The organism is Burkholderia sp. SIMBA_062 (genome assembly GCF_046534765.1).
Taxonomy (GTDB): Bacteria; Pseudomonadota; Gammaproteobacteria; order Burkholderiales; family Burkholderiaceae; genus Burkholderia; species Burkholderia ambifaria.
In genome coordinates this window covers 1-247 of the sequence record NZ_JAWRYD010000506.1, presented here as the reverse complement: position 1 = coordinate 247, position 247 = coordinate 1, and the positions used below count along the sequence as shown (strand labels likewise).

Annotated in this window: 1 protein-coding gene; it reads right to left on the bottom strand. The window is 60.3% G+C overall.

Going from position 1 to position 247, the window contains the following annotated elements; translation table 11 throughout:
* Positions 1–8: 8 nt before the first annotated feature.
* The coding region (locus tag SB786_RS37250; protein ID WP_410731718.1) for a hypothetical protein at positions 9–247 on the bottom strand (239 nt) is incomplete at its 5' end.

Genomic DNA, 247 nt, shown 5'->3' with positions numbered 1-247 from the left:
ACTCATGATCAGACCTCGACAGGTGTGATGATGCGCGCGATGGCAGACTTGAAGATGGTTTCGCGGAAGCCGTCATACTCGATGGCGATGGAGTAGCGGTCGAACGCGATGGGCACCACATTGACCAGGCGGCTTCCGTCGATCAGCTGGAGCGTGATGCCGGAGCGTGAGCGGATCATCGGAAGCAGTGAGGCTTCGTGCTGCTCAAGCTGGCGACGGTTCTGCTGACGGGCTGGCTTTGCACGCG